22 protein-coding genes are annotated in these 19,825 nt (G+C 46.9%); 13 read left to right on the top strand and 9 right to left on the bottom strand.

Annotated features, from left to right (window positions below; translation table 11 throughout):
* The first annotated feature begins 2 nt into the window (after nt 1-2).
* The 6 genes from AC8GE9_RS02165 (at nt 3) to ugpQ (ending at nt 5,886) form a co-directional block, all read left to right on the top strand.
* A complete protein-coding gene (locus AC8GE9_RS02165; protein ID WP_506675465.1) occupies nt 3-914 on the top strand; it encodes a Brp/Blh family beta-carotene 15,15'-dioxygenase in 912 nt (303 codons plus the stop codon).
* Nucleotides 915-988: 74 nt separating this feature from the next.
* Nucleotides 989-2,305, top strand: a complete 1,317-nt coding sequence (gene ugpB / locus AC8GE9_RS02160; RefSeq protein WP_506676304.1) for a sn-glycerol-3-phosphate ABC transporter substrate-binding protein UgpB — start codon at nt 989-991, stop codon at nt 2,303-2,305.
* A gap of 56 nt (nt 2,306-2,361) precedes the next feature.
* Entirely contained in the window at nt 2,362-3,249 is an 888-nt protein-coding gene (ugpA, locus tag AC8GE9_RS02155; protein ID WP_506675464.1) for a sn-glycerol-3-phosphate ABC transporter permease UgpA, read from the top strand.
* A complete protein-coding gene (gene ugpE / locus AC8GE9_RS02150) occupies nt 3,249-4,103 on the top strand; it encodes a sn-glycerol-3-phosphate ABC transporter permease UgpE (protein ID WP_506675463.1) in 855 nt (284 codons plus the stop codon). Before ugpA ends, ugpE begins: the two co-directional genes overlap by 1 nt.
* Before the next feature lie 19 nt (nt 4,104-4,122).
* The gene (gene ugpC / locus AC8GE9_RS02145) at nt 4,123-5,130 is read left to right on the top strand and encodes a sn-glycerol-3-phosphate ABC transporter ATP-binding protein UgpC (protein ID WP_506675462.1); all 1,008 of its coding nucleotides are present in this window, start codon (nt 4,123-4,125) and stop codon (nt 5,128-5,130) included.
* A gap of 3 nt (nt 5,131-5,133) precedes the next feature.
* Entirely contained in the window at nt 5,134-5,886 is a 753-nt protein-coding gene (gene ugpQ / locus AC8GE9_RS02140) for a glycerophosphodiester phosphodiesterase (protein ID WP_506675461.1), read from the top strand.
* Here ugpQ and AC8GE9_RS02135 read toward each other — a convergent pair.
* The 3 genes from AC8GE9_RS02135 to AC8GE9_RS02125 form a co-directional block, all read right to left on the bottom strand.
* Nucleotides 5,872-6,792, bottom strand: a complete 921-nt coding sequence (locus AC8GE9_RS02135; RefSeq protein WP_506675460.1) for a hypothetical protein — start codon at nt 6,790-6,792, stop codon at nt 5,872-5,874. The two genes, ugpQ and AC8GE9_RS02135, sit on opposite strands and share 15 nt — an antisense overlap.
* 195 nt (nt 6,793-6,987) lie before the next feature.
* The gene (locus AC8GE9_RS02130; RefSeq protein ID WP_506675459.1) at nt 6,988-8,124 is read right to left on the bottom strand and encodes a glycosyltransferase; all 1,137 of its coding nucleotides are present in this window, start codon (nt 8,122-8,124) and stop codon (nt 6,988-6,990) included.
* Between the two features lie 49 nt (nt 8,125-8,173).
* Nucleotides 8,174-8,884, bottom strand: a complete 711-nt coding sequence (locus tag AC8GE9_RS02125) for a hypothetical protein (protein ID WP_506675458.1) — start codon at nt 8,882-8,884, stop codon at nt 8,174-8,176.
* Between the two features lie 178 nt (nt 8,885-9,062).
* On the opposite strand from AC8GE9_RS02125, the gene AC8GE9_RS02120 reads away from it, so the two are divergent.
* Entirely contained in the window at nt 9,063-10,064 is a 1,002-nt protein-coding gene (locus tag AC8GE9_RS02120; RefSeq protein WP_506675457.1) for a Bug family tripartite tricarboxylate transporter substrate binding protein, read from the top strand.
* Between the two features lie 30 nt (nt 10,065-10,094).
* Here AC8GE9_RS02120 and AC8GE9_RS02115 read toward each other — a convergent pair whose 3' ends face one another.
* The 3 genes from AC8GE9_RS02115 to AC8GE9_RS02105 form a co-directional block, all read right to left on the bottom strand.
* On the bottom strand, nt 10,095-11,771 hold the full coding sequence (locus tag AC8GE9_RS02115) for a putative 2-aminoethylphosphonate ABC transporter permease subunit (protein WP_506675456.1): 1,677 nt from the start codon (nt 11,769-11,771) through the stop codon (nt 10,095-10,097).
* Entirely contained in the window at nt 11,771-12,865 is a 1,095-nt protein-coding gene (locus tag AC8GE9_RS02110) for a putative 2-aminoethylphosphonate ABC transporter ATP-binding protein (protein WP_506676303.1), read from the bottom strand. The genes AC8GE9_RS02115 and AC8GE9_RS02110 overlap by 1 nt, the downstream gene beginning before the upstream one ends.
* Nucleotides 12,866-12,961: 96 nt before the next feature.
* Nucleotides 12,962-14,002, bottom strand: coding sequence for a putative 2-aminoethylphosphonate ABC transporter substrate-binding protein (locus AC8GE9_RS02105; protein ID WP_506675455.1), 1,041 nt, complete (start codon nt 14,000-14,002; stop codon nt 12,962-12,964).
* A 379-nt stretch (nt 14,003-14,381) separates the two neighbouring features.
* Here AC8GE9_RS02105 and AC8GE9_RS02100 point away from each other — a divergent pair, with 379 nt between their 5' ends.
* Both AC8GE9_RS02100 and AC8GE9_RS02095 read left to right on the top strand, forming a co-directional pair.
* Nucleotides 14,382-14,549, top strand: a complete 168-nt coding sequence (locus AC8GE9_RS02100) for a BrnT family toxin (protein ID WP_506675454.1) — start codon at nt 14,382-14,384, stop codon at nt 14,547-14,549.
* The gene (locus AC8GE9_RS02095) at nt 14,503-14,781 is read left to right on the top strand and encodes a BrnA antitoxin family protein (protein WP_506675453.1); all 279 of its coding nucleotides are present in this window, start codon (nt 14,503-14,505) and stop codon (nt 14,779-14,781) included. Before AC8GE9_RS02100 ends, AC8GE9_RS02095 begins: the two co-directional genes overlap by 47 nt.
* 69 nt (nt 14,782-14,850) lie before the next feature.
* Here AC8GE9_RS02095 and AC8GE9_RS02090 read toward each other — a convergent pair whose 3' ends face one another.
* Entirely contained in the window at nt 14,851-15,234 is a 384-nt protein-coding gene (locus AC8GE9_RS02090) for a VOC family protein (RefSeq protein ID WP_506675452.1), read from the bottom strand.
* 241 nt (nt 15,235-15,475) lie between these two features.
* On the opposite strand from AC8GE9_RS02090, the gene AC8GE9_RS02085 reads away from it, so the two are divergent.
* From AC8GE9_RS02085 to AC8GE9_RS02075, 3 genes are all read left to right on the top strand, one after another.
* Complete coding sequence (locus AC8GE9_RS02085) at nt 15,476-15,886, top strand: nucleotidyltransferase substrate binding protein (RefSeq protein ID WP_506675451.1); 411 nt, start codon at nt 15,476-15,478, stop codon at nt 15,884-15,886.
* 9 nt (nt 15,887-15,895) lie between these two features.
* Nucleotides 15,896-16,207 (top strand): nucleotidyltransferase domain-containing protein, encoded by a 312-nt coding sequence (locus AC8GE9_RS02080; protein ID WP_506675450.1) that lies wholly within the window; start codon nt 15,896-15,898, stop codon nt 16,205-16,207.
* A 94-nt stretch (nt 16,208-16,301) separates the two neighbouring features.
* Complete coding sequence (locus AC8GE9_RS02075; protein ID WP_506675449.1) at nt 16,302-17,165, top strand: hypothetical protein; 864 nt, start codon at nt 16,302-16,304, stop codon at nt 17,163-17,165.
* 6 nt (nt 17,166-17,171) lie between these two features.
* On the opposite strand, the gene AC8GE9_RS02070 is transcribed toward AC8GE9_RS02075, so the two are convergent.
* Both AC8GE9_RS02070 and AC8GE9_RS02065 read right to left on the bottom strand, forming a co-directional pair.
* Nucleotides 17,172-17,921 (bottom strand): SDR family NAD(P)-dependent oxidoreductase, encoded by a 750-nt coding sequence (locus AC8GE9_RS02070; protein WP_506675448.1) that lies wholly within the window; start codon nt 17,919-17,921, stop codon nt 17,172-17,174.
* Nucleotides 17,922-17,923: 2 nt separating this feature from the next.
* Nucleotides 17,924-18,532 carry a glutathione S-transferase family protein gene (locus AC8GE9_RS02065; RefSeq protein ID WP_506675447.1) on the bottom strand — a complete coding sequence of 203 codons (609 nt, stop codon included), beginning with the start codon at nt 18,530-18,532 and terminating at the stop codon, nt 17,924-17,926.
* 115 nt (nt 18,533-18,647) lie between these two features.
* Between AC8GE9_RS02065 and AC8GE9_RS02060 the strand changes: the two genes are divergently transcribed.
* Nucleotides 18,648-19,769 carry a choloylglycine hydrolase family protein gene (locus tag AC8GE9_RS02060; RefSeq protein WP_506675446.1) on the top strand — a complete coding sequence of 374 codons (1,122 nt, stop codon included), beginning with the start codon at nt 18,648-18,650 and terminating at the stop codon, nt 19,767-19,769.
* Nucleotides 19,770-19,825 lie beyond the last annotated feature (56 nt).

Raw genomic sequence — 19,825 nt, 5'->3', positions numbered from 1 at the left:
TATTGCAGAGACCATCATCCCCCCTGATTTTTCTCTTAAAAGGTGCAAGACTGTTTTTTCCTCTCGCAGTGCTGCTGAGTCTTGTATTGACCCAACAATTTCCAGACTTGCTGACACCGATTGCACAAATCGCCGTCTTGGGCATTATCATTACCTTGTTTGGTTTGCCCCACGGCGCTCTGGATCCCTTGATTGCTCAGCAAATTGGGCTCAGCCATACGCGCACTGAAGCTTTTATCTTTACCACTGTCTACCTTGCGATCTCGGTATTTGTTGTGCTTATTTGGCTCTGGCTTCCCGCGCTAAGCTTAGGTGTATTTTTATTCATCAGTGCCTGGCACTTTGCCGGTGATTGGTCTAAATCGCTCAACACTCCGCTGTGCCTGTCTGCAGGGGCACTATTGCTATTAATGCCTATCGGCTTTCAGACAGAAGCTGTTTACAGCATTTTCGAACAGCTCTCGGGACAGACGGGAGGTTCACTCGCCGCCTCACTCGCGCTGCCAACATGGTTTCTAACGATCGCGATGATCATCCTTGTGGGCGGCGCGCTTTGGAAACAACAATGGCAGAGCGCCCTAGAGTTCATATCGCTCTTTTTATTGGCTTACTTTACCCCTCCCCTGCTCTATTTCACCCTTTACTTTTGCCTCTTGCATAGCCCACGCCACTTATCACAGTTATTTATCGCGGCGCCAACTACAGAACATTCACGTATGTTACGGATGATGTTGATCTACACCCTTGCCACCTTGGTACTCTTGGGAGGACTTGGGTGGTATTGGGCGACCTTGCCAACCAGCACACTCATCCTAAGGTTAATTTTTATTGGTTTGGCTGCTGTCACCGTCCCCCATATGCTGTTGATTGGTGCGGCTTATCTTAAAAATCGCACAAAACTGTCATCATTTTGAAATGCAATCTCCCTATTCTTCGTGAATGAAACAAACAATTTCCCAATGTTTTCAATCGACGGAGAATAGATATGATGAAACGTTTAGCAACCCTTGCCGCAGCGCTGGCAATGACAATGGGGCCTCAATTTGCAGTTCAAGCCCAAGCCAAGAATGAAATCATCTGGTGGCACGCGATGTCGGGCGCACTCAATGACTGGGTCAATGACGTTGCAGCAGACTTCAACAAAAGGCAATCAGAGTATGTCGTCGTGCCTGTTTTCAAAGGGACCTATCCCGAGGCGCTGACCGCGGCCATTGCAGCCTTTAGAGCCGGACAAGCGCCCCACATTCTCCAAGTATTTGAAGTTGGCACCGCCACCATGATGGCGTCCAAAGGCGTGGTTATTCCTGTTTCAAAGGTCATGACCGACAACGGCTATAAATTTAATCCTGACTCTTATATCCCCGCGGTGTCTGGCTACTACACTGCGCCAACGGGTGAAATGATGTCATTTCCCTTCAACAGCTCAACGACGGTCACTTGGTTGAACTTAGATGCGCTGAAAGCTGCGGGTGTATCGACAGAGAAATTGCCTACAACATGGCCAGAAATCCAAGCCATCGCTCAGAAACTTAAAGATTCAGGACACAAATGCCCGATGACGACGGCCTGGCAAGGTTGGACGCAACTCGAGAGCTTCTCCACATGGCACAACACCGAGCTCGCGACACAAGGTAACGGTATGTCGGGTCCTAACGCCCGCTTGGTTGCAAACTCCCCCTTACATGTGCGTCACATCGACAATCTGGCCAAGATGGCAAAAGATGGGCTTTTTGTCTATAAAGGCCGAGGTGCTGCACCCTCACCCTCCTTTGAGTCTGGTGAGTGCGCAATCTCCTTTAACTCCTCAGCCGCCTATGCAGGCATTGCAAAGAACGCAAAATTCAAGTTTGCGGTCTCAACATTACCTTACTATCCCGATGTCGCGGGTGCACCACAAAACACCATCATTGGTGGCGCGAGCCTTTGGGTGATGTCTGGTAAGCCTGCTGCTGAATACAAAGGTGTAGGAGCCTTTTTCAACTATTTGTCTGATGCAAAAGTTCAGTCGGATAACCATATGCGCACAGGTTATCTGCCCGTCACCCTCGAATCGTTCAAGATGACCGAAGACTCTGGTTTTTACAAGAATAATCCTGGTACGGATGTATCGGTCAATCAAATGATCCGCAAGACAACCGACAAGTCACGCGGCATTCGTCTCGGTAACTATGTTCAGATTCGCGGCATTATCGACGAAGAACTTGAGCAAGTTTGGGCTGGAAAGAAAACAGCTCAGCAAGCACTAGACGATGTCACCAAGCGCGGTAACGCCTTGCTTGAAAAATTTGATGCGGCTAACAAGTAAAGTTCAATATGTGCCCGTTTGCATGACTCAATATCACTCAAACAGGCACATTTAATATGTCTCAGAAAACAGAAATATTTTTCAAGTCTCGATGGTTGCCTTGGGCGCTTGTTGCGCCTCAAGGCTTAATCGTATTAATTTTCTTTTTTTGGCCTGCGGGTCAGGCGTTGATTAATTCGTTTCAAGAATCCGATCCCTTTGGTATGTCAGTGCAGTGGGTAGGATTTAAAAACTTTACCGCGCTATTCGCAGACCCCGCTTATTGGTATTCTTTCAAAATTACCGGAATCTTTTCAGTGTTGGTGGCCGTCATTGGTCTGGGCCTTGCTCTGCTTCTTGCCGTATTTGCCGACCGCGTTGTCAGGGCGACGCTCATTTATCGCAGCTTGATCATTTGGCCCTATGCAGTCGCTCCGGCAGTCGCCGGGATTCTTTGGTTATTTCTATTTTCTCCCAGCGTAGGGGTTGTCGCAAGATCGCTTGAAGCGATCGGCGTGCAATGGAACTCACTTCTGAACAGCGATCATGCGATGGCTTTGATTGTGATCGCCTCGGTATGGAAACAGATTTCATACAATTTTTTATTTTTTCTAGCAGGTTTACAAAGCATCCCAAAATCACTCATCGAAGCTTCCATGCTCGATGGCGCAGGCCCATGGCGGCGATTTTGGTCAATTCAAATACCTCTGCTCTCACCCGTCTTTTTCTTTTTACTTGTCATTAATATTGTGTATGCCTTTTTTGACACGTTTGGCATTATCGATGCCACCACGCAGGGCGGCCCTGGAAAAGAGACTGAAATCCTCGTCTATAAAGTATATTTTGATGGCTTCAAAGCCCTGGATCTGGGGAGTTCCGCAGCACAATCTGTAATCCTCATGACGATCGTCATCCTTTTAACAGCTTTGCAATTTAAGTTCATCGATAAAAAGGTGAACTACTGATGTCTATTGAAAAAAGACCTTGGGTTGATGCGATCGCTCATACAACGCTCATCATCGGTGTGATGGTGATCGCGTTTCCCATTTACATGGCTTGGGTCGCCTCCACGCACACTGCGCAAGCCATGGCTCAATGGCCGATCCCGCTCTTGCCGGGCGATCAGATGTTTGAAAATTACGCAGCGGCTCTTTCGGGCTCTGAAAACTCGGGGACACGTGGCATGAGCGTATACCGTATGTTGTTGGTCAGTCTCATTTCCGCACTGACGATCGCATTCGGAAAAATCATCATTTCCCTCATCTCAGCCTTCGCCCTTGTTTACTTTAGATTTCCTTTTAGAGGTTTAGTTTTCTGGTGCATCTTCATCACGTTGATGCTACCTGTCGAGGTCCGTATCGTACCGACCTTCAAAGTGATCGCTGACCTAGGTATGCTTAACTCTTATGCTGGGCTGACAATTCCACTGATTGCCTCAGCAACAGCCACATTTCTATTTAGGCAGTTTTTTAAATCGGTCCCCAATGAATTAGTCGAAGCAGCAAAAGTCGACGGCGCGGGTCCCATGCGCTTCTTTATCGACATACTCCTACCTCTTTCAGCGACGAGTATCGCCGCGCTCTTCGTCATACAGTTTATATATGGATGGAACCAATACTTATGGCCTTTGCTGATTAGCACCAAGGAGGACATGTATCCAATCGTTGTAGGAATTCGGAGAATGATTCCCGCCGGTGATGCACAAACAGAATGGAACGTGATTATGGCTACGGCTGTATTAGCAATGGCTCCCCCACTCATGGTGGTCCTACTGATGCAAAAGTGGTTCGTTAAAGGTTTGGTTGAAACCGAGAAGTAATCAAGAGTCGAGATGCATAATGACTACGCTTCACTTTAAAAATATTCAAAAATATTATGGTCGCGATGCTTCCAGATATCACGCCGTAAGGGGTTTCGATGCCGAAATTTCCTCAGGCGAATTTGTCGTGATCGTCGGGCCTTCAGGATGCGGAAAATCGACGCTTTTACGCATGGTGGCAGGTCTTGAAGAAATCAGCGATGGACAAATTGTCATTGGCGACAGAGTCGTCAACGAGATTGATCCTGCGCGTCGTGATATTGCGATGGTTTTCCAAAACTATGCACTTTATCCCCATATGACGGTTAGAGCAAATATGGCTTATGCGCTCAAAATCGCTGGGCTTCGATCTGAGGAAATCAATACTCGAGTAGAAAATGCGGCACAAATTTTAGGTATCACTGAGCTTTTATCCCGTAAACCCCGTGAGTTGTCCGGAGGTCAACGACAGCGTGTGGCCATGGGTCGCGCCATCGTTCGACAACCAAAGGTATTTTTATTTGACGAACCCCTCTCAAATCTTGATGCAAAACTGAGGGTGCACACACGTCTTGAAATTCAAAAACTCCATCGCAGACTGGGTGTCACTACGTTGTTTGTGACACATGATCAAGTTGAAGCAATGACGTTAGCGCATCGTGTCATTGTGATGAATGCAGGTGAAATCGAGCAATTTGATACCCCCGAAAATATTTATAACAAACCCGCCTCAATATTTGTTGCAGGCTTCATTGGTTCTCCACCGATGAACTTATTTAAGTTTGCTCCAAATGTCTCGAATGGCAATATTCTTGGTGTCAGGCCAGAACACTTTGAAATACACTCGGAGGGTTGGCCGGTTTCTGTCGATACGGTAGAGCTTCTGGGTGCAGAACGACTCATCCATGGCAGCCTGGGACAAGAATCTATTGTGATTCGAATTGATTCGCAAGAGGCTGTGCCTGAGATCGGTCAAACGATCCATGTCAAACCGCTCGCAAACCGTCTACATTGGTTCGACGCGCATTCAACGAAACGTGTGGAGTGATCGATGCAAAACTTAGACTGGCCCTATCACCGCCTTGTCGCGCATCGGGGAGCCGGCCTATCCGCACCTGAAAACACCTTAGCCGCATTTCATCATGGCTATGATATGGGCTATCGGATGTTTGAGTGCGATGCAAAAGTGAGTGCAGACGGTATTGTTTATCTACTTCATGACACCACGCTAGATCGAACAACTAACTCTCAAGGGTTGGCGCACCACTATGTCTGGGATGAAATCAGTCAGTTAGATGCAGGAAGTTGGCATAGTGAATGGTTTGCAGGGGCAGGAATTCCAAGCTTAGAGCAGGTTGCAACATTCTGCATCGAGCGAAATTGCCTTTTAAATATTGAAATTAAACCCTCTCCAGGGTTTGAATCACTCACGGGGACATGTGTAGCGCAAAAGGCTAAGGAATACTGGTCTGGTAAAAATGAACCGGCTTTACTCACATCCTTTAAGCGAGAGGCACTGCAGAGTGCACTGATTGCAGCACCCGAGCTTCCAAGAGGCTTGCTGATGCATGAGCTCTCAACGGACTGGCGTGATGCCGTTCAGACTTTGCAATGTAGGGCGATCGCATGTCATTATCCAATTTATACCCAATCACTCATTCAAGAGTGCCATGGTCTGGGCCTGCGGTGCATGGCCTATACGGTCAATGATCTAGACAAAGCGATAGACTTATTAGAAATGGGTCTAGATACCATCATTACAGATGATATGACTTTCATTCGTACACTCTCAACGCCTACCTAGTGGCGAGATCAGCGAAACACCAAAGATCTGGTCTTTATCTTTAGATAGATCTACCTTGACGTTGACAGCACGCACATCAGAAGCTCCAGGAACCTCAAGCCGAGTGATATTCGACATCACTTGGCCTTTGAGCTTAAAGGGTTGATCGAAATGAAACTGATGACCATCACCGTGAATGATTAAAATAGGTTTGTTCCATTCCTTTGCTAAGGGCAAAAGTGTCTGACCAATGCTATTTCTGAATCCAGACCAGGCAGGAAAATCCTCCCACATTGAACGACTAATGAATACATTCGCCTGAAAGGCGAAAACAATCGCCCGATATTGATTCTTTTCAGCTAGCTTGAATGCCTCGCGGACCCAGGCAATATTGGCAGCATCACGCGCAAAAAACTCATTTGTAGCCTGTGTATCGCGTGTTTCAAAATTGTTATTACTACCCACGATGTGCAGCGTTACAAATAACACCTCGTCTACGACCCAACGTTGATTTTCAACATACAACGCATTTTTTTGATCTACTTCTGGTTGACTGACTAGAGGGAATGGTTTTGCGCCTAGTGATTCCTTGGGCTTAAAAAAATCTTGTCTCAATTTTGCTAAACGCTCTTGCGGGTCATACGAACCATTACTTCGGCGGTAACAGTCTGTCCAGTCGTTATCTCCGGGAGTAAAAACAACACCCGCCTCAAACATTGCGAAATGCTTGAGTTGTTCCGCAAATTCCTGATCGGAACATTCGGTAGCGCCACTTTTAAAATCACCTACATGGATTGAAAAGAGCGGCTTAGATTGATTGACCGCAGCGATCAATCCCCGGTAGGGAGGATACGATGTATCTGGCTTGCCATAAGGCATGTCACCTAAAGCGATGAATGAAAAGCCCTGAGCGATAGATGCATTCATCGCAAATGACAATGACAATGACAACAAAACAATGACGTTCAATATTTTTTGAAAAAATAAGGCTATACAGTTCAACATCTTTATTACTCTTCGAAATTTATGTCAGTTTCATTTTTAATCATTAAGGCCCACTCATTTGGGGCGAGACGTTTTACCTATAAACATAGGTCAATCATACCGAATCGGTCTACACCCTCATAGTAAAGAATGAGATTTTGGATGAATAATCCGATCTAATGCCTCGACCACTTCGAAGACAGCACGATTATGCGTCGCTGCAACATGGGCCTTGAAAACAGATAACTCCGCAATCATTTTCTCAACCGCTCCGGGTAACTCTCGCATCGTGGAAATCACAAGCCCATATTGATGATCAATCACCCATTGTGTATTGAAACGCTCCTGCGGCATCGTTGAAGCATTTTTAAAGGTAATAACAGGTAGCCCCATATGGATCGACTCACTCAAACTCCCCGGCCCAGGCTTGCCAATAAAATAATCACTGAGTTGCATGAGGAGACTGATCTCTGAGGTAAAGCCGTACACAACATGCTTGACTGACGGTTTAAGTGCTTTTATTTTTTGAGCCAACAACTCGTTATGACCACATACAAAGATCATCTGTCTATGGCTGAGATCTTTGGCAATCTTGACCATTTGAGTTGATCCATGTCCTCCAAACATGACTAAACCTGTGGGAAGATGCGGAGCTAAACCTAACTCTTCATATCGTGCCTTTCGATCAATCTTTTCAGTCTGATAAAAGGAGGGCCGCATAATCATGCCTGATACTTGCGTGATCTGAGTTTCTCGATAGCCCGCTTCAACGGCTTGAAATGCGGCACGATCCGTTCCGCAGATCAAGGACTGTTCTTGATTGGGCTCAATCCAAAAATTAGGGGGGTAGTCAGCCAAATCCGTCAATACAGTGACGTAAGGCACTCCAGGACAAGCGTCTCTGAGTGACTCGTACATCACTTTATTAAAATTTGGTATTAAGGAAACAACCAAATCTGGTTGACGCTCTTTCCAGTATTTTTCAATTTTATTTTTTAGTTTGACATGCGTCAGACGAATCATGGCCTGAAAAATCTTAAGCTCTGTCGCAAGCCCTCGGGTCCAGCCCTTTTTGAGTCGGAGGTTATATAAATCCTCCGGAGCAAATCCCGTCAGCTTCTGAAAATATCTTTCAGAATCAATCACCTCAAAAAGATTGACGAGTGAAACATCCCATTTAGGATGTTTCTGCTCAATGACTTCCCGAAGGGCAAGCGCGGCAGCGCGATGTCCGCCGCCCGCGTTGAAATAGACAAGCTCGATGTTCTTTCTCATAGCTTGTCAACATGACAGAGAAATATTGCAAAAAGATGAAACCGAGTATTTATTGCCCATAAAACTTCTTAACAGTATCCCAAGCCACTTGTTGCAACAACAAGCGAGTTTTAGGATCAACCTCACCGAAGGCGTCAAAGGTATTACCGACAGGTGAGCGACCATACACCGCCGCATAGACTGTTGCAGCAGCTAAGTAGGTTCCTGCCCTTGAAGGGTGGCTGCCATCATAAGATTTATGCAGCTTGAGTTGAGGGTCTCTTTTATAAGCCTCTGCAAAAGCCATCCCAACAGGAATCACGAGCGCATTGAGTTCATTACCTAGCTTGACGTAATAATCACGATTTTTTTGATCATTTTCAGGTGCGGTCTGCTTGTGAGGTGCGACATAGGAATGCGGCATATACAGGGCCACCTTGCCACCACGCTCAGTAATAAGCGTAGCCGCTTTTTTAGCGGCCTCAATATGCACCGCACCCTGATTATCATTAATCGCTGCTTCGCTATGGCCTTGTAAGATCACCAATTCGAATGGTTCTTTGACACCGATCTGTCCGGGCTTTGTGAGCCAGTCAATGTTGTGGTGGTCAAGACTCGCGCCACCAATCGTGGCGGATTTATATTGAAGAGCCTTGGTGATCGCAGGGTTGTCGGCGATCACGATGTTTCGCAGCACATTGTGAAGACTGTCGCCATAGTAAAGATAACTATTTCCAATGAGTAATAGTCTCTTGGGTGTGTCGACCTGTGGAGTTTTCACTACGGGTTCTATCGCCCATGCCATAGAGCTCACTAATATTGCGCTCAATAACAGCAAAGATTTCCGAAGGAAATTTAAGTTTTTATACATTTTTATATCTCCAAGTTACTTTTAAAAGCCAGGTTGATAATTAGATTAACATTGATAGAAAAATCACATAAAAAACAGGAGATAAGCCATGATTTCAAGACATCACCTTACTAAACTAACTTTGAGTGTCAGCTTATCAATTGCTGCTTTTTTCTATACGTTCGGCATTCATTCAGCATACGCACAAGAGTATCCGACACGACCCATTACTTTACTTGTGGGCTTTTCTGCTGGTGGACCCACTGATAGCGCCGCAAGAGCTGTCGCCGAACAAATGAGCAAACAGCTCGGGCAGCAAGTCGTCATTTCCAACAAACCAGGCGTGGGAGGATTGCTCGCCGCTCGGGAAATGATGGCTTCCAAGCCTGATGGTTACACGCTCTTTTTAGCTTCAAATTCATTTTTTAGTCATGGCCCAGCTCGCTACGAATCCGTCAGCTATGACTACGATAGGGACTTTACACCTGTAGGAGGTGTTTCAGGTTATCCGCACGTCCTCATCGTCGCTGCCGATAGCAAGTTCAATAACGCCCAAGAGCTGTTCGCATATGCAAAAAATAATCCTGGAAAACTGAATGCTGCAAGCGTTGGATTTGGTAACGAAATTGCTTTGACCTGGATGAGTAGCTTGGGAAAAATGAACTTGACGCAAATCCCCTATAAAGGTGCGGCAGCAGTGATTAATGATTTGAGCGCAGGCAGAGTCGATCTCGCTTTAGTCGCGCCCTCTGTCGCCTATCCTTTGATCGATAGCGGTCGAGCGAAGGGGTTGGCGACGACGCGTAAAACACCCATCACCGAAGCACGTAAGCTTGTCAGTGTCAACGAGGCAGGTCTCACTGGCTTTGATTTTTACGTTTGGAACGGTATTGTTGCGCCCGCCAATACGCCAAAACCTATCTTGGAAAAATTAGGGTCAGCCTTGCAAGTTGCCTTAAAACAAGAGCCGCTTCTTCGTCAGTTTGCAACAGCTTTTCTGAATGCAGAACCCATGACAGACAAACAACTCACAGAAGCCTTTCGCACTGAACTGGCGACATCAAAAAAAGTTCTCAAAGACGCCAATATTCCTATGCTTAAACAACCATAAAGAATGATCCATTCAAACACTCTTGCACAATCAGCGTAATCGCCATGCTTGAGTTTTTCGACGCAACTGATACGTCAGCAGACTATGTATGACTTTCACCGCAGCTGAGGTGGCTACGATGACGACCGCCATTGCAGCTGCAGCTGCGTCGAAACCCGCTTCATCCATATGTACGATAGAGACTGCAGCCAACTTTGTATGAGAACCATACAAAAAGATCACCGCTGAAACAGTTGTCATCGCATTCACAAAAAAATAAATACTGATATCCAAGATCGCAGGCAAGCAAACCGGTACTGTGACGCGTTTGAACATGCGACCGACAGAGATTTTGAGTGACGCTGACACTGATTCAAACTCACTATCTAATTGCTTGAGCGCTGTCGTCGCCGTAATGTGGCTGACAGTGTAGAAATGCGCGACCGAGTTCAGTACCAATATCGCCATCGTGCCGTAAATGAAACCCAGTGGATGGCCAGGCGCATTAAAAAAGAATATGTAGGACAAACCTAGTACCAACCCTGGCACTGCCATAGAAAGCATTGCCATCAACTGCGTAGCGTGGCGAATCAAAACAAACCCACGTGTTTTTTCCAATACAAAAGCACCTGTAAATACGACCAAAGTACCTACCACCGCTGTCCAAGCGGCCATACGTAAAGAATTGAAATAAGCATTCCAACCCTCACTATCAAAGTTTTCAAATTGATAATTTGCCCAGGTTAAATTGAGGTTATAAGGCCAACGCGTGACGAAGGAAGCCCAAACCGCCATGCCCATCATCACCAAAAGAGCACCTGCAACGAGTGCACAAAAAATCAACAAACTGAGATCGCGCGGTATGTGTCGGGAAGGAATTAACGGCACCGAGCGACCACTCAGCAAAGCGACTTGACGGTGCTGCACCCAGCGATCTGCGACGAAAGCTAATACGGCAGGCAAAAGCAGTACGAAACCAACGACTGCACCCATTGAAAAGTTTTGTTGACCAATCACCTGCTTAAAAATATCGGTGGCCAACACATTGAACATCCCGCCAATAACCTTGGGAATCCCAAAATCGGTAATGGCCAACGTAAACACCACAAAGCCCGCACTTATCAGGCCGTATTTACTGCCCGGCAAAGTCACTGTCATGAAGGTACGAAAAGACGAGGCACCCAGCACTCGGGCAGCTTCGTAATGTCTGGCATCGGCCATGCTCAGCGCGACTACCAAGATCATTAAGGCGTGTGGGAAACAATAAAATACCTGAGAAATCACGATACCCAGCGGTCCATAAATCGACGCGCCAGCAAGCAAATCTTTTAAAAGCCCTTGATTTCCGAACAAATATATCAATGAGATCGCTGGTAATAAAGAAGGAGCCAGAATTGGGATTAAGGCCAAGGCCTTAAAAACCCCTTTGCCTGGCATAGCGCTGCGCGTTAAGGCGAATGCATAGACGTAAGCTAAGGTGAGCGTAATGACCGCCACCAACGTTGAGACCCACACACTGTTCCACAAGGAGTGCGTCAATGAAGGGGTCTCAAAATAGCGGACATAGTTGTTGAGTCCCACCCAAGTGCTATTTGCGTCTTCGAAACTCTTGCCCAGCAAAGTACCCAAGGGTAAGACTAAAGTCACTAACAGCCATAGACCAAGCAGTAACACGCCCACACGCATCCAAGCACTGTCGGAGTCAAGTTGTCGCCAATAGGTCAACATCACGCCACGCTAGCGTTCGGGCCAAAGACCTGCATACGCTCGGCAGACAGGTCAACAAAAACTTGACGGGAGTGCTTCAAACCCATGTGTGACGCCTGTGCACTGGGCACATCGGCCACCAAACTTTGACCATTGATGGGAAGATGCACTCGAACCCGACAAAAGGCGCCTAAAAATTCTAGGTCTTGTACTTGTGCTGCGTAACAGTTACTTGTCTGTAGATGAGGACGGTCGTGATCGTGTAACACGATGTCCTCTGGCCTTAAAGCCAAAGTAAACATTTCACCCATAGACTGTGGTGAAGTGTGTTCGCAGCTTAATTCGACCCCGTGCCAGTTGAAACGTCCAGGCGAGAGACACTGTACTTGCAGGGGATTTGTTTTACCGACAAAATCTGCGACAAAGGCACTGCGGGGTTGTTGGTAAATTTCTTGAGGTGTACCGACTTGTTCGATGCAGCCCTGGTTTATCACCACGATCCGATCAGCCAAACTCAGTGCCTCTTCTTGGTCGTGCGTGACCATGATCGTCGTCACCCCAAGACGTTGATGCAATTGTCGTAACTCGGTGCGTAAATGTGCACGCACTCTGGCATCCAAGGCACTCAGTGGTTCATCGAGTAATAACAAACCAGGAGATGTCGCGAGGGCACGCGCTAACGCGACTCGCTGCTGCATGCCTCCCGATAATTGTGCAGGATATTGGCTCGCTGAGGCGGATAAACCGACCAAGCTTAATAATTCATCCACGCGCACTTGGCGTTTTTCACGAGACCATGCCTTACCTTGTAAGCCATAGCCGACGTTGTCGCGCACATTTAAATTGGGAAACAAAGCGTAAGACTGAAATACGATGCCAAAATCACGTTGCGAAGGGGGTAAGCCCGAGATGTCGCGTCCCATTTGCAAAATTGAGCCACTGTCTTGCTTCTCTAAGCCGGCAATGATGCGCAGCAACGTTGTCTTGCCGCAGCCAGAGGGTCCTAAAAAACAAACAAACTCTCCGGGGCTGATGTGAAGTGACACATCACGTAGTGCCCAGAAATGACCGAAGCGTTTGTTGAGATTGTTCACATCAAGGTAGGGGACGGTCATCGCGCTCACACAAACACATTAAATAAGACAAGGGCGCATGCAGCGCCCCTGTAACTCACACTGGATGGCGCGAGACGCTACCCGATATCTATAGATTTACTTGGCTGCTGGCTTGGGTGCTGACTTAGCGTCGTAACGCTTGGTCCACTCGGCCAAAATACGGGCACGCTCTTCACCCATTTTGACTAAATCGATCTTAACCATGGAGCTTTCAGCATTGGCAGGATAGTTTGGGGGTGCAGGGTTTAAACCTGGGTAACCCACAATGGCGTAGAACTTACCGTACAGCTCATAGGCGTTCTTCGTCACCGCGAAATCTGCCAATTTTTGTGCAGCGGCTAAATTTTTCGTGCCTTTGACAATGGCAGTCGCTTCCATATCCCAAGGTGAACCTTCCTTGGCCAAAATCACGTCAAGCGGTGCGCCTGCTGTTTTCTCTCTCGCACCGCGCATGTCGGCACCAATACCGACCACACGCTCACCCTTAGCGGCTTGTACACAGGGTGCGGAGCCAGAGTGCGTATAGACAGCGACGTTTTGATGCAGCTTATCCATAAACTCCCAGCCACCTTTTTCGCCCATCAACTGCAACCAGGCGTAAACAGCCTGATAACCCGTGCCTGAGGAGGCTGGGTTAGGCATCACGATGGAGTCTTTGTAAATTGGCTTGGTCAAGTCGGCCCATGACTCAGGCTTTGGCATGGACTTTTTACCACCTTCAATGGTGTTGAAACACATGACGGCCAGCCAGGCATCCAGGCCAGTCCAGGTGGTAGGGCTCTTGGCGCTGCGAAACACGGGTTTAAGCTGATCAACACCCTTTGGGCTATAAGGCAACAACAAACCCATGCTATCAAACAGCGCGACACTCGATGCACCCAGACCCCAAATCACGTCTGCGCGAGGGTTATCTTTTTCGGCCAAGATGCGGGCAGTGATGATGCCCGTAGAGTCACGTACCCACGCGATTTCGATGTCAGGATGGGCTGCCTCAAAGGCTTTTTTGTAGGGACCAAGTTGATCGTTTTCAAGGGCGGAATAAACCGATAAGACGGTCTTTTGCGCAACAGCAGGCATCGCCAACAGTGCAACGAAAGCACCTGACAAAGCAGTTTTAACCAAGTAGCTCAGTTTCATAGGAATACTCCGCAAAATGTGACGATGTAGTGGTCAATAAAAATGAGCAGATTGATAAAAGCTGTTCAATTTTTATTACATATTATTTGCGGTGTATTGCAATTTAATGACAGGTGATTTTGCGTTGAGTCGCACCGACTAGTGCCCCCAAACCAAGACAATAGGACTGTTTTGTCATATTGCACCTCTCGCATCTCAACATGCAGAATTTGAGCTAAGCCAGTATTAATAGGCTGACACACTATATTTAATGGGGGTACAATAAATAAGTGGAAATTCAATTTGACAGAGAAAAGAGAGAGAATACTTTTCTGGAGCGTGGTTTAGATTTTGCGCGAGCCATTGAGATATTTAGGGCTTACATTTCACGGCTCAAGATATGAGATTTGCATACAAAGAAGTCCGATTCATCACAGTAGGTTTATTAGATTGCCGATTAGTGGTGTTGGTCTGGACACCTCGCGGCGAGGCCCTCCGTATTATTAGCATGAGGAGAGGAAATGACCGCGAAAAAGCGCTCTACAACCGCCACCTGGAAAGATCCTGACGATGCACCCGAGTTGACAGAGGTATTTTTCAAGTCAGCCGACCTGTACAAAGGCACCAAGTTAAAAGCGCGTGGCAGACCTAAGTCCGCCGCACCTAAAGAATCCGTAAAACTTCGCTTGGATGCGGACGTACTTGCAGCACTTCGCGACAGTGGCGAGGGATGGCAAACACGTATCAATGACGCATTGCGAGCATCACTAAAATTAGCGGGGCAGCTAAAGGCAAACTAAACAAATAGACTTCCCAAAAAAAAAGCAGCCAATGGCTGCTATTTTCATATCGCACGCATCTATCCCGCCTTACTTAGGCGCCCTGACCATCGCGCAGATTTTGTTCCCAATCGGGTCGCGCAAATAAGCCAGATACATTTTTCCAGCAGGACCTTCACGATAGCCTGGAGGATCTTCACAGGTAACGCCACCATTGGCAACGCCGGCCGCATGAAAAGCGTCAACTTGCTCAATCGATTTTGTCATAAAGCCGATCGTGCCGCCATTGGCAGGTGTAGCAGGCTTGTTATCCAAAGGCAAAGTAAACGCAAAGACACCAGTAGGACTTCTGTAAAAATAACGAATATCGCGATTCAGCACACCTGGGCTGATACCCAAGGCACCCAGAGCCGCATCATAAAACTTTCTTGATGCTTCGAGATCATTTGCACCAACCATCACATGACTAAACATAATATCTCCAGAGTCATTATTTGAATAAAACTTGTCATCCTTTCTACTAGGATATTACCGCCGAAACGCGAAAACATGCGTCTAAACTAAACGCTTAATCAACCATTTAATTCCTTACTCTCAAAGTGATCAGTCTGATATGCAGTAGCAGTGAACATTAAGTTTTAAAGCTCTTTTTCTTAAAGTTAAACTTACCCATTCAAAACGTTTAAAATAAGATATATTTATTTGGGATAAATTTATGGGACAAGATATTCGCTGGAAACAGCGATTTTCTAACTATACAAGAGCGTTTCAGTCACTGACTGAGGCTGTGGAGCTTTCACAACAGAGAGCGCTCTCTTCGCTTGAACAACAGGGTCTCATACAAAGTTTTGAATTTACCCACGAATTAGCGTGGAAAATGCTCAAAGACTATCTCGAATACCAAGGCCTCACAAACCTTGTCGGGTCTCGTGATGCTAGTCGCTTCGCCTTCCAAAATGAACTCATCCAAGATGGTGAGGTGTGGATGCAAATGATCGCAGCACGGAATCAAACATCTCACACCTACAATATCAAGGTTGCTCAAGCCGTTGTTGAAAGTATTTTGATGCAGTTTTATCCTGCATTTAATCAACTCGCCAATAAATTCGGCGATTTAGCCCGCTAGCTTTAGATGATGGATACCGGTCTAAATATTGATACCACCTCAAAGATCTGTTCGATTTTTAAAAACTTTCCACAAGTTGAACAAGCAATCTTGTATGGTTCACGTGCCATGGGCACATTCAAGCCGGGCTCTGATATCGACATCACTTTGTTAGGCCAAGAGCTGACTCAAGACTTGATCTGGAAAATCGCGCAAGCGCTTGAAGATACTCTGTTACCTTATGTGATCGACCTGTCGCTGTTTGACACCTTAGACAATACCGAGCTCATTGAACATATTTCACGAGTAGGCATCGTTTTTTATCGAGCTGACTTTGAATAACTATAGCGGATCAGACGTTTTTAGCAGTATAGTGAAAGACGTGAAAGAAACTGCAACAAAAGAAATAAAGATTGGGATATTTTTTGGAAATTTCATGACTTCCTTTTTAAAAGTTATTTCGACTGCGTTGCTTGCAACTTGTTTAGTGAGCGCTCCCTTTGCACAAGGAATTTCAGCGAGCGTTGGTGCCGCTGAAAAAGAAAAGTCAGCAAACGCAGCGCCTTCCAAAGCGCCTCTCGACACGCAGGAAATTGCCAAGCAGCTCGCCAATCCGATCGCGAATATGGTTTCAGTTCCGATCCAGGTTCAATTCAATCGTGGTATTGGAGCGAATGAAAAAGGCAAAGATCAGACTTTTTTGCTGCAGCCTGTGGCGCCTATTAATTTGAGCGGTGGTGATCTATTTATCGTTCGACCCATTCTTTCGGCTGTTAATTTGAACGGTGTGAATGGCCAGAACGGCTTCGGCATATCCAATATTACGATTGAATCATTTTATGCACCCAAGACTGGATCTTCCTGGATCTGGGGTATTGGCCCTTACCTCTCTGCACCTTTGAACAACAACGGTTTTTACGGCTCGCAGCAAACGGGAGTGGGTGTGACAGGTGTTGTCTTGAACAGAGATGGACCTTGGACTTATGGTCTGTTAGGTTATCAGTCCTGGAGCGTGGGAGGAGATCCTTCTTATGGAACACAGAACAATCTGTATGGCCAACCTTTTCTCGCCTACACCAACAAAAATTCCTGGACTTTCTCTGCCAATATGCAGGCTCAGTACAACTATGATGCGCGTCGCACCTCAAACCCGCTCTATGCTGGCGTATCAAAGTTAGAAGTCTTCGGCGGATTGCCAGTGCAATTCAGTGCTGGCGGAATTTACTACTTGAGCTCAATACCAGGTGGCGCGACAGGTTGGGGAGCTCGTGCGACTGTCACTTTTGTGTTTCCTAAGTAATTAAAACTACCACTTCTCCACCCCTGGTCGCAGATCCAACTCAAAGGTCCAGGCATCAGGGGTTTGTTCGTGCAGCCAAAGGTACGCGCGGGCAATGCTGTCTGGTTCAAGCAAGCTCCGAGGTCCCAAGGCCGCAACACGCTCTGGTTGCGTGCTGCGAACACGCTCTGAATCAATCACACCATCCACCACGATATGGGCAATATGCAAGCCCTGTGGACCAAACTCTCGTGCCATGCTCTGCGCTAAAGCCCGCAACGCCGCTTTACCACCCGCAAAGGCACTGAAACCTATCCCGCCCCTTAAGCTGGCCGTTGCTCCTGTAAACAAAATCGTGCCACGCCCTTTAGGTAACAACAACCGCGCGGCTTCGCGTCCGACCAAGAAGCCGGCCAGCGCGCACATTTCCCAAGTTTTAAAATATTTTTCTGTGGTCATTTCGAGCAGCGGAAAGCGCACATTCCCACCCACATTAAAGACCACGACCTCCAGGGATCCCACTTCGCTTTCAATTTTTTTAAAGAGTGCAATGACCTCGTCCTCGCGGCGCGCATCGAGTTGATAGGCCAACGCACGACCACCCGCTGCTTGAATACTTTGCACCAATGTTGCGCTAGCCTCGGGTGTACGACGTGTCACACAAACCGTAAAGCCTGCTTGTGCAAAGCGTTTTGCTATGGCACTCCCCGTTGCATCCCCCGCCCCTACGATCAAGCAAACCTTTTGTTGCGTTGTGACCGCAGTGGAAGTGTTCATTGCTATGCCCTCGCGGTCGGACGTGCCACCACAGAGGTGTACCAGCGATTGAGTTCTTTGAGCTCAGGTGGGATACGTGTACCGGTCGCCTTGCCGACTAGAAAGCCGCATTGGGCAACAATATCTGCAATCGTGTAGTGATCCGCGGCGATAAACTCGCGACCGGCGAGTTCACGATCGAGCCAAGCAAATGCATCAAATGCCCGATTACGCGCATACTCGCCACAGACGGGCTCTTGCGTGAGGCGACCAATCCAGTATTCGCCTGTGTGCTGAAAGTGGCTGACAATCGGAGCAACGATTTCAAACTCGATCCGTCGGGTCCACATATCGACTTGGGCTTTTTCTAAATCAGTACGACCAAAAAGTGGTTTGTCTGGATGGAGTGCCTCAAGATAGCGACAGATCGCGACGGACTCGGTCAATAACGTACCGTCATCCAACTCAAGCACTGGAACCTTTCCCAGAGAGTTCATCGCGCGAAATTCTGGGGTGAGGTTTTCACGCTTGACGCCATCGACCTGACGCGTCGGAATCATAAGCCCCTTTTCGGCTAAAAAAATACGCACGCGGCGCGGGTTCATCCCTACAGTCATGTCATAAAGCAGCATATTCGTTCCGCCTACAAAAATAGTAAATTTTCTTAAGATTCAACAAGTGTATAAACAGTAAACTGAGTCAGGGTACTGTTTTGAATTCTACTTCCACCCGCCTCAAGGATTCCCCATGAAACAACAAATGATCAAAAAAATAGTTGCAGCATTCGTTGCAACGACCTTCGCTTTTACCCCCTTGATAGGCAATGCTTGTACAGCCGTGAATGTCGTCGCAAAAGATGGTGCTGTTGTTGCAGGTAGGACCATGGAGTGGGCGTTTGACATGAAGTGGGAGCTTGTTGCAAACCCAAAGGGAACAAACATTCCGATGACTGCACCAGCCTCGATGAAACTCCCTTCAACAAACCTCTCTAGCAAGTATGCGTTCGTTGGGATTGCCCCTGGGGTGTTAGAGGGTTCGCCTGCATTTTTAGAGGGGCAAAATGAAGCAGGCCTCGCCATGAGCGGTAATTTTTTACCTGGCTTTACTGAGTACCAAACCGTTACACCCCAAGATAAAAACTATGTTTCTGTGATTAACTTTGGCGGCTTTATCTTAGGAATGTTTGGCTCGGTCAAAGAACTACGCTCTGAAATTCCAAAATATAAAGTCTGGTATGACGCAAGCGAGGTCAAAGGTATTCCAACGCCGCCTTGGTTGCATTATGTATTAACCGATCGAACCGGTGACAGCATCATCGTAGAGTTTGTGAAAGGTCAAATGGTGATTCATGACAATGTAGCGGGCGTATTGACCAACGCACCAACCTATGAATGGCATCTCAATAATGTTAGAAACTATTTATCGCTTACTTCTACAGCAACACCCTCTATCTCAGTAAACGGTACAAACGTGACAGAGCTTGGACAGGGTGGCGGTTTGATGGGACTGTCTGCAGATTACACCCCACCTTCCCGTTTTGTCAGACAAGCGTATCTCAAGCAATTTGCTTATCAAGCATCAAATAGTACTGAAGCGGTTCAATTGGCTGGGCATTTCTTGAATAACGTGGACATGCCTGCTGGCGTTGCTCGGTCTACAGATGGTAAACGAGTTTTTTCCGACTACACACAATGGGTCAATCTGAAAGATTTGAACAATAACCGCATGAAGATTACAAACTATGCAAATCGTACAAACTTTATCGAGATTGATCTCAATCAGGTGTTTAAATCTGGAAAATCAAGAACCTGGGTGATTGATCAGTTACCGTTCCCGAAAAATGATTTAACCGCAGAAATATTGAAGTAACTTTTCCAAAAAAAGGCCTTAGGACGTTTTCGTCTTAAGGTCACAGCATTCGAAGA

Source organism: Zwartia lucis (genome assembly GCF_965234455.1).
GTDB classification, from domain to species: Bacteria; Pseudomonadota; Gammaproteobacteria; order Burkholderiales; family Burkholderiaceae_B; genus Zwartia; species Zwartia lucis.
Note: the sequence above shows the minus strand (reverse complement) of the source record. Positions and strands in the feature narration are given on the sequence as shown.

What these genes read in the sequence shown, in the direction of transcription:
- AC8GE9_RS02105 (WP_506675455.1), bottom strand. Translation starts at nt 14,002, where the DNA reads ATGAAACTGAGCTACTTGGTTAAAACTGCTTTGTCAGGTGCTTTCGTT.
- AC8GE9_RS02110 (WP_506676303.1), bottom strand. Translation starts at nt 12,865, where the DNA reads ATGACCGTCCCCTACCTTGATGTGAACAATCTCAACAAACGCTTCGGT.
- AC8GE9_RS02120 (WP_506675457.1), top strand. Translation starts at nt 9,063, where the DNA reads ATGATTTCAAGACATCACCTTACTAAACTAACTTTGAGTGTCAGCTTA.
- AC8GE9_RS02130 (WP_506675459.1), bottom strand. Translation starts at nt 8,124, where the DNA reads ATGAGAAAGAACATCGAGCTTGTCTATTTCAACGCGGGCGGCGGACAT.
- AC8GE9_RS02090 (WP_506675452.1), bottom strand. Translation starts at nt 15,234, where the DNA reads ATGTTTAGTCATGTGATGGTTGGTGCAAATGATCTCGAAGCATCAAGA.
- ugpB (WP_506676304.1), top strand. Translation starts at nt 989, where the DNA reads ATGAAACGTTTAGCAACCCTTGCCGCAGCGCTGGCAATGACAATGGGG.
- AC8GE9_RS02060 (WP_506675446.1), top strand. Translation starts at nt 18,648, where the DNA reads ATGAAACAACAAATGATCAAAAAAATAGTTGCAGCATTCGTTGCAACG.
- ugpC (WP_506675462.1), top strand. Translation starts at nt 4,123, where the DNA reads ATGACTACGCTTCACTTTAAAAATATTCAAAAATATTATGGTCGCGAT.
- AC8GE9_RS02115 (WP_506675456.1), bottom strand. Translation starts at nt 11,771, where the DNA reads ATGTTGACCTATTGGCGACAACTTGACTCCGACAGTGCTTGGATGCGT.
- AC8GE9_RS02075 (WP_506675449.1), top strand. Translation starts at nt 16,302, where the DNA reads ATGACTTCCTTTTTAAAAGTTATTTCGACTGCGTTGCTTGCAACTTGT.
- AC8GE9_RS02135 (WP_506675460.1), bottom strand. Translation starts at nt 6,792, where the DNA reads ATGAATGCATCTATCGCTCAGGGCTTTTCATTCATCGCTTTAGGTGAC.
- AC8GE9_RS02080 (WP_506675450.1), top strand. Translation starts at nt 15,896, where the DNA reads ATGGATACCGGTCTAAATATTGATACCACCTCAAAGATCTGTTCGATT.
- ugpA (WP_506675464.1), top strand. Translation starts at nt 2,362, where the DNA reads ATGTCTCAGAAAACAGAAATATTTTTCAAGTCTCGATGGTTGCCTTGG.
- AC8GE9_RS02065 (WP_506675447.1), bottom strand. Translation starts at nt 18,532, where the DNA reads ATGCTGCTTTATGACATGACTGTAGGGATGAACCCGCGCCGCGTGCGT.
- AC8GE9_RS02070 (WP_506675448.1), bottom strand. Translation starts at nt 17,921, where the DNA reads ATGAACACTTCCACTGCGGTCACAACGCAACAAAAGGTTTGCTTGATC.
- ugpE (WP_506675463.1), top strand. Translation starts at nt 3,249, where the DNA reads ATGTCTATTGAAAAAAGACCTTGGGTTGATGCGATCGCTCATACAACG.
- ugpQ (WP_506675461.1), top strand. Translation starts at nt 5,134, where the DNA reads ATGCAAAACTTAGACTGGCCCTATCACCGCCTTGTCGCGCATCGGGGA.
- AC8GE9_RS02095 (WP_506675453.1), top strand. Translation starts at nt 14,503, where the DNA reads ATGACCGCGAAAAAGCGCTCTACAACCGCCACCTGGAAAGATCCTGAC.
- AC8GE9_RS02100 (WP_506675454.1), top strand. Translation starts at nt 14,382, where the DNA reads ATGAGATTTGCATACAAAGAAGTCCGATTCATCACAGTAGGTTTATTA.
- AC8GE9_RS02085 (WP_506675451.1), top strand. Translation starts at nt 15,476, where the DNA reads ATGGGACAAGATATTCGCTGGAAACAGCGATTTTCTAACTATACAAGA.